At 71.7% G+C, this 7,550-nt stretch carries 8 protein-coding genes; 5 read left to right on the top strand and 3 right to left on the bottom strand.

The features are described from left to right. Positions 1–259: 259 nt before the first annotated feature. Entirely contained in the window at positions 260–1,843 is a 1,584-nt protein-coding gene (locus KXC43_RS49975; protein ID WP_221383379.1) for a glycoside hydrolase domain-containing protein, read from the bottom strand. 26 nt (positions 1,844–1,869) lie between these two features. Continuing rightward, complete coding sequence (locus KXC43_RS49970) at positions 1,870–3,060, bottom strand: MFS transporter (RefSeq protein WP_221383378.1); 1,191 nt, start codon at positions 3,058–3,060, stop codon at positions 1,870–1,872. A gap of 33 nt (positions 3,061–3,093) precedes the next feature. On the opposite strand from KXC43_RS49970, the gene KXC43_RS49965 reads away from it, so the two are divergent. The 4 genes from KXC43_RS49965 (at position 3,094) to KXC43_RS49950 (ending at position 5,637) form a co-directional block, all read left to right on the top strand. After that, a complete protein-coding gene (locus KXC43_RS49965; RefSeq protein WP_308129625.1) occupies positions 3,094–3,441 on the top strand; it encodes a DNA polymerase ligase N-terminal domain-containing protein in 348 nt (115 codons plus the stop codon). A 46-nt stretch (positions 3,442–3,487) separates the two neighbouring features. Continuing rightward, positions 3,488–4,156 (top strand): DedA family protein, encoded by a 669-nt coding sequence (locus tag KXC43_RS49960; RefSeq protein WP_221383377.1) that lies wholly within the window; start codon positions 3,488–3,490, stop codon positions 4,154–4,156. Between the two features lie 51 nt (positions 4,157–4,207). Beyond that, positions 4,208–4,837, top strand: coding sequence for a hypothetical protein (locus KXC43_RS49955; RefSeq protein WP_221383376.1), 630 nt, complete (start codon positions 4,208–4,210; stop codon positions 4,835–4,837). 164 nt (positions 4,838–5,001) lie between these two features. Next, on the top strand, positions 5,002–5,637 hold the full coding sequence (locus KXC43_RS49950; RefSeq protein ID WP_308129624.1) for an HAD-IA family hydrolase: 636 nt from the start codon (positions 5,002–5,004) through the stop codon (positions 5,635–5,637). Here the strand turns inward: KXC43_RS49950 and KXC43_RS49945 are convergent. Beyond that, the gene (locus tag KXC43_RS49945; protein WP_221383375.1) at positions 5,593–6,582 is read right to left on the bottom strand and encodes a Dyp-type peroxidase; all 990 of its coding nucleotides are present in this window, start codon (positions 6,580–6,582) and stop codon (positions 5,593–5,595) included. The two genes, KXC43_RS49950 and KXC43_RS49945, sit on opposite strands and share 45 nt — an antisense overlap. Positions 6,583–6,620: 38 nt before the next feature. Between KXC43_RS49945 and KXC43_RS49940 the strand changes: the two genes are divergently transcribed. Next, positions 6,621–7,478 carry an SDR family NAD(P)-dependent oxidoreductase gene (locus KXC43_RS49940; protein WP_221383374.1) on the top strand — a complete coding sequence of 286 codons (858 nt, stop codon included), beginning with the start codon at positions 6,621–6,623 and terminating at the stop codon, positions 7,476–7,478. Positions 7,479–7,550 lie beyond the last annotated feature (72 nt).

Here is a 7,550-nt window from a genome sequence, read left to right as displayed (position 1 = left end):
CCACGACGCCACGCCGCCTGGCAAGCCCGAAACCACCCACCCACCACAACCGGCCGCACCTCCCAGAACCACGACGCCACGCCGCCTGGCAAGCCCGAAACCACCCACCCACCACAACCGGCCGCACCTCCCAGAACCACGACGCGCGCCACCTGGCAAGCCCCAAACCACCCACCCACCACAACCGGCCGCACGCCCCAAAACCACGACACCCGAAGGCCGCCCAGACCACGACACCCCAGGCTCGTCGCCACCCCGATCAAGCCAACGGCGCGATCCCCCCATAGCCCGCAGCCAGCCGGAACGGCGGACGGACCGCGCTACCCATGCCGGCCAGCAGAACCAGATCGCCCGTGGACTTCTGGACTGCGGCCAGGTCGGGGAAGCCGTCGCGGTCGAAGTCGCCGACTCCGATCAGGTCGCGTAGGTCGGTGGCGGGGGCGTTGAGGGGCAGACGGGCACCGGTGAAGCCGCCCTTGCGGCCGGGCCACAGGTGGAGGCGGCCGTCGGTGTCGCGGGCGGCCAGGTCGGGGAAGCCGTCACGGTTGAAGTCGCCGGCGGCGGCCAGGTCGGTGCGGCCGGACCAGCCGCTGCCTACGAGTTTGGCTCCGGACAGCTTGGGGCCGGGCTGACCGGCGTACAGGTAGAGGTTGTGGCCTCGGGAGACGGCCAGCAGGTCGGGGCGGCCGTCGCCGGTGAGGTCGCCGATTCCGGTGATCTCGCGCATGGTCTGCCAGCCCCGGGTGAGGCGCTTGCCGGCGCCCAGGGTGGTGCCTGTGCCGGGGTGGAACCAGAGGTCGCCGTTGGTCTGGCGGGTTATCACGTCTTCGCGGCCGTCGCGGTTGAGGTCGCCGATGCGGACCACGGCGTTCGTCGCGCGGATGTCGGCCAGGGTGCGGCGCTGGTTGTTGTCGATCAGGGAGCCGTTGCCGTGGAAGGCCGACAGGACGCCGGTCGGGGAGCGGCCGAGGACGTCGGACCAGCCGTTGCCGGAGAAGTCGGCTGCCCTGGTTTTCGGGAGGGGTGCGAAGTCGACGTAGTCGTTGTCGATGTTGATCGTGACGCCGCCGTACGTTTCCTTGTGGCCGCCCCGCCACTGCTTCATGCGGCGCTTTCCGGGCCACGCGGTTGCCGGGATGGCCCGGTCGGTGACCGTGGACACCAGGTCCCAGCGGGCGAAGTCGAGGTAGTCGGGGCGGGTGTAGCCGGGGGTGGAGTAGTTCGCGACCTGGTCGGCCACGCCCGACGACACACTGGAGTAGAAACCCGAGAAGTAGCCGTTGTCGTGCAGCCGGGCGGTCCAGCCGTTCATGAAGGCGAGCACGCCGCGACGGCACGCCGGGTCGTTCGTGCGGTACGACTCCATGTCGTAGATGAGCACGCTCTCGCGGGCGAGCCCGAGTCTGGTGGCCTGCGCGACGGCATCGGACGCGGTGATCCGGCCCTGGGTCTCGGCGTGCGCGTTGTCGATGAGCCGGCGGCCGCCGCCGATCGTCGTGCAGGTCGCCTGCGGTCCGACGTACAGCGGCAGCAGCTTCCAGCCGGCCTGCACCTGCTGCTTGACCCAGGCCGCGCTCAGCTGCGGCTGGGCGCATCCCCGGTTGACGCCGCCGATGTAGATGCCGATGGCCCGGTACGGCGATTTCGCCCGCCACGCCGTCATGGCCGCACTGGTCGGGGCGGTACAGGCGTCGAAGGCCTCGCCGGTGAAGGCGCCCGGCTGCACGGTCGTCCAGGCGGCGGCGTCGGCCCGCTTCAGCGCGAACGACGACGCGGCCACGACCACGGCGGCGATCAGCGCGCCGACAGCGATCCGGCGCCGGGCTGGTGTCACGACAGACATGACTGCCGAGCCAAGCAAGCCGCGGCCTAGAAAACCTCGGCTGAACGGCTCTTGTCACTCGTCCGGGTAGACATCCGACCCGCCAGGAGCAGGGCCGCCGCCAGTCCGAGCGCGCCCAGTTCCATGGCCGCACCGACCAGCGGCGTCGAGTCGTACCCCCAACCGGCGGCGATGGCCCGGCCGCCCAGGTAGGCGCCGGCGGCGTTGCCGAGGTTGAAGGCGGAGACGGCGGCGGCCGAGACGACGAGGTTGTCGCCGTCGGCCGCGGCGATCACGCGGGTGGTCAGGCCGGGCACGGTGGCGTACGCGGCCACGCCCAGCGCGAAGAGGGTCACGGCGGCCGGCGCCGGCGAGTGCGCGGCCCAGGCGAAGACGACCAGAATGATCAGCATGGCCGTCGACGCCACGATGATCGTCGGCATGAGATGGCGGTCGGCCGCCCGGGCGCCGATCACGTTGCCCAGCACGAGCCCGAGGCCGAACAGCACGAGCAGCCAGGGCAGCGCCCCCGGGCTGAACCCGGCCACGTCGGTCATCAGCGGCGCCACGTACGTGAAGGGCGCGTAGACCGCGCCGAAGGCGAGCGCGGTCATGCCCAGCGCGAGCCAGACGACGGGGCTGCGGAAGGCGCCCCACCGGGCGCTGGGCTGATCGCCGGACCCCGTGGCGGGGACGAAGGCGGCCGTCGCCAGGGCGGCCACCACGCCGAGCAGGGCCATCGCCCAGAACGTGGCCCGCCAGCCCAACTGCTGGCCGAGCAGGGTGCCCAGGGGCACGCCGGCCACGTTGGCGACGGTGATGCCGCTGAGCATCGCGGCGATCGCGCTGCTGCGGCGCTCGGGACGGACGAGGTCGGCCGCCGTGATCGTGGCGATGCCGATGAACGCGCCGTGGCACAGCGCGGCGACGACGCGGCCGGTCATCATGGCGGCGAAGCCGGGGGCCACGGCCGAGATCAGGTTGCCGGCGACGAAGAACCCGAGGAGGCCGATCAGCACCGGTTTGCGGGCCCGGCGGGCGACCGAGGCGGTCAGCAGCGGGCCGCCGATCACCACGCTCAGGGCGTACCCGCTGATCAGAAGCCCCGCCGTGGGGATCGACACGGACAGATCGGCAGCGATCGGCGGCAGCAGGCCGGTGATGACGAATTCGGTCATGCCGAGCGCGAACGTGCCGACGGCCAGGGCGGTGAGCGCGGGTGCCGATCGCGATGCCATCGGCACACTCTGGCAGAAGGTAGCGTCGGCGGGGTGGAGCCCGCCTTCGTGCTGCATGACCACCGCAAGCCGCGGCCGCACTTCGACCTGCGGCTCGAGGAGGACGGCGTGCTGCGGTCGTGGGCCGTGCCACGGGGGCTGCCGACCGACCCGGCTCGCAACCGGCTGGCCGTAGCTGTACCCGATCACGACCTGGGCCACCTCACGTACACCGACGCGGACAAGTCGATCGCGGACATCGGCTGGTGGCAGGAGGAGGACCGCAACGACAAGCGGTTCGTCTTCACCTTGCACGGGCGGGAGGGGTCACACCGGTACGCGCTGATTCACACGGACGGCGTCAACTGGCTGCTGCACCGCACGAAGGACCAACCGCAGTAGCGACTCCACACGTCGCGCCCGTACGGCCCCGGTTACCGTTGACGCGATGCCACCTCAAGCTGATCTTCCCGGATTCCTGCAGGGCGTGGCCCCGATTCTCGATCGTTGGGGTTATCTCGCCGTCGGGGGCATGATCGGCGTCGAGAGCTTCGGGGTACCCGCGCCCGGCCAGACGATCATGGTTGCCGCGGCCGTCTACGCGGGCGCCGGCCGGATGAACATCTTCGCCGTGGCGGCCATCGCGTTCGTCGCGGCCGTGCTGGGCGACAACATCGGCTACTGGATCGGGGTGCGCGGCGGTCGCAAGGTGGCCCTGCGCTGGGGCCGGTACGTGTTCCTGACACCCGAACGGCTGGCCCGGGCCGAGGGTTTCTTCGCCCGCCGGGGCGGCCGGGTCGTGCTGGTGGCCCGGTTCATCGACGGTCTGCGCCAGTTCAACGGGGTCATCGCCGGGATCACCGCCATGCCGTGGCGCACATTCCTGATCTACAACGCCATCGGCGCCGCCCTGTGGGTAGCCTTCTGGACGACCATCGCGTTCCTGCTCGGCACTCATCTGGTCAAGATCTTCGAGCACGCTCACCGCTATCAGTGGTGGGCCATCACGGCTGTCGTGCTCGCCGTTGCGGGTTACGTGGCGCTGCACGTCCGGCACATCCGCCGCCGTCGCGCGCGCAAGTCCGCACCCGCGGCGGTGCCGGACACGTCCTCCTGACGATTGCCGTCCCGCTGCCGGGGTAGGGCCAGAGGGAGGAAAGGAGAGGCCGTGACCAGCAAGCAGCTCGACCGCCGCAGGGAGCAGTCCGCCGCCGCGCACGCCGCCGCCGAACGGACGAGGACAACCGTCACCGAGCTCGAGAACCGGCTCCGGACCAACGCCGACCTGACCACGCAGCAGAAGCAGGCGCTGCGTAACGCCGAGGCGGAGGCCAGGAGGCTGAAGCGCGCGCTCAAGACCCAGGCCCGCGACAAGGACCGCCTGGAGAAGGCGCACCGCAAGGCCGTGACCCGGGCCGGCAAGGCTCAGAGCAAGGCCTCCGCGCTGGAGGAGAAGTACGGCAAGAGTCTGCTCGACGACTTGATCCAGCGCGAGAAGGAGCGGGACCGGGCGTCCGCGTCCGAGTCGCCGGCCGTAGCGCCGGTCAGCCCCGCGTTGCCGGCCGTCGTCCCGCCGGCGCCCGCCGAGACAGCTCCCCCGGCGCCCGTCGAGACAGCTCCCCCCGCCACTTCGAACACTGCCCGGGCCACCGCTGCCCGCCGGACAGCCGCGAACGCCGCATCGTCGGCCGCCGCGACTCCCCGCACGCGCGCGCCGCGCAAGACCGCCACGGCGGCCGAGACGCCGGCGCCTGCCACAACAGCTCGGCGGGGCACGCCCCGCAAGCGCACTCCCTGATTTCGTACGGGGGTAGCCCGCGCCTCGCGGCGGCGGGCCACCCCCGGCGGGTCAGCTCCCACTCGTCGCCGCCCCACCGCCCTGCCGCGTCGTGCCGTCCTCCCCGGGTCGCTGCCGGGACACCAGGGACAATGGCTGCCGGGACTATGTGCGTGGAGGTTCAGGTGCCGGAAATCAAGTCGGACCAGTTCGACGTCAGCCGGGTGCGGGCCGTGCTCTTCGACATGGACGGCACCCTGGTCGACTCGGACGGGGCCGTGCTGCGCTCGTGGCTCGCCTGGGCCTCGGAGTACGGCGTCGACGGCGAGCAGGCGTACGAGATGGCCCACGGCAGCCCCAGCGCGACCACCGTCCGCAAGCTGCTGCCCCACCTCGACGAGGGGGCCATGGTCGTGGCCTCGGCCCGCCAGCTCGAGCTGCAGTACGACGACCTCTCCGACGTCACGGCCACACCGGGCGCCCACGACCTGCTCGTGCACCTCACGCTGCGGGGCCTGCCATGGGCCGTGGTCACCAGCGCCGACAGCCGGCTGGCCAAGGCCCGGCTGGCGGCGGCCGGCATCACCGCGCCGGTGCTGGTGACTACCGACGACATCGCGGCCGGCAAGCCCGACCCCGAGGGCTACCTGCGTGCGGCCGAGCTGCTCGGCGTCGACCCGGCGGACTGCCTGGTGGTCGAGGACGCCGAGGTCGGCCTGGCTGCCGGCCGGGCCGCGGGAGCCCACACCGCCGCCCTGCGCGGGCTCGACGGCGACCTACGCCTGAACACCCTGGCCGACCTGACCCGGATCATGGGCTGAGGGCAGGTCGTCGAGGAAGTCGGCGGTCGGCACGTAGAACAGCGACCCCGTGCGGGCGGTCGAGAAGTCGAGGATGCGGTCGTACGTGCCGTACGGCTCGCCGAGGAACATGCGTCGCAGCATCAGCTCGGGCACGTCGGGAGTGGCGGCGTACGCGATGTAGTACGTGCCGAACTCGCCCTCCTTGACCGAGCCGAACGGCATGTTGTCCCGCAGGATCTTGAGCTCGTTGCCGTCCGCGTCCTCGATGACGTTGAGGGCGACGTGCGAGTTGGGCGCCTTGTCCTCATCGGGGATCTCGACGTTGTCGAGCTTGCGGCGCCCGATCGCGGCCTCCTGGTCCTCGACCTTGAGGGCGTTCCAGGCCTCGAGGTCGTGGACGTATTTCTGCACCATCACGTAGCTGCCGCCGGCGAAGGCCTCGTCCTCGTCGCCGATCACCACCGCGTTCCTCGCCTTGGCGCCGCTCGGGTTCTCTGTGCCGTCGACGAAGCCCAGCAGGTCGCGCTCGTCGAAGTACTTGAAGCCGTGCGTCTCGTCCACGATGTCGCCCACCCCGCGCAGCCGCTCGCCGATCTTGGCGGCCAGCTCGAAGCAGACGTCCATCTGCCCGGCCCGGATGTGGAAGAGCAGGTCACCCGGGGTCGACGGCGCGGTGTGCTTGGGGCCCTTCCAGGCGCGGAAGCGGTGCAGCTCGGCCGGGCGGGGGCCGGCGAAGAGCCTGTCCCACAGGTCGGAGCCGATGCCGGTGACGCAGGAGAGCTGGGCCGCGGGCAGCCGGAAGCCGACCGTGCGTTGCAGCCCGCTCATGTCTTCGAGCAGGTCGCGCACGGCCTGCTCGCCGCCGGGGCGGACGGTCGCCACGAGGAAGATCGCGGCGTCGGTGAGCGGGGCCAGCACGGCCTGCGAGGCAACGGTCGGAGCGACGGAGCGTGGCGCGGTCATGGGCCGCAGTTTATGGGCCGGGCCCGGATAATGGACCGATGAGTGATCGGGCTGACGCCGCACGGCACTTCCCCTTCGCCGGACGGACGTGCCTGCTCACGGGGGCCGCCAGCGGCATCGGCGCGGCTCTGGCCCTCGAGCTGGCCCGGCGGCGCGCGGTGCTCGCGCTGGTCGACCGCGACGTCGAGGGGCTGGCCCGCGTGGCCGCGCTGGCTCGCGACCTCGGTGCGCAAGAGGTGACGACGTACGAGGTCGATCTGAGTGACGGCGGTGACCGGCTCGACCTGGCGGCGGCGGTCGCCGGCCGTCACGGCGGCGTCGACCTGCTGGTCAACAACGCCGGCGTCACGCTGATGGGCACGTTCGAGCAGAACTCGCTGGCCGACCTCGAGTGGCTGCTCGAGGTCAACCTGCTGGCCGTGGTGCGGCTGACCAAGGCGTTCCTGCCGCAGTTGCTGGCCCGGCCGGGCGCCCACGTGGTCAACGTGTCGAGCCTGTTCGGGCTGATCGCGCCGGCCGGCCAGGTGGCCTACGCGACCAGCAAGTTCGCCGTGCGGGGATTCACCGACGCGCTGCGCCACGAGGTCGAGCCGCTGGGCGTCGGCGTCACCGTCGTGCACCCGGGCGGCATCCGCACCAACATCGCGGCCAACGCCCGGGTCAGTGGCGGCGACCCGGACGGCCGGCAGGCCGAGCAGGCGCGGCGCTTCGCCGAGCGGGCGCTGACCATGCCGGCCGAGGAGGCGGCGAGACAGATCGTGGCGGCGGTGCACGACCGCCGGCCGCGGCTGGTCATCGGCGGCGTCGCGAAGGGCGCCGACCTGCTGGCCCGCCTGGCTCCCATCCGCTACTGGCGGATCAGCCAGGCCGTCGCGGCCCGCCGCAGGATCACCTAGCTTGAGTTTTAACGTTTGGCTGGGGGTATCGACCCCGGTTGATCATGAGGACAGCCCTTGATCGATCATTTC

It is taken from the genome of Paractinoplanes polyasparticus (genome assembly GCF_019710575.1).
In the GTDB taxonomy this organism is placed as follows: Bacteria; Actinomycetota; Actinomycetes; order Mycobacteriales; family Micromonosporaceae; genus Actinoplanes; species Actinoplanes polyasparticus.
The sequence above is the reverse complement of the archived record's forward strand: the minus strand, read 5'-3'. Positions and strand labels throughout refer to the sequence as shown.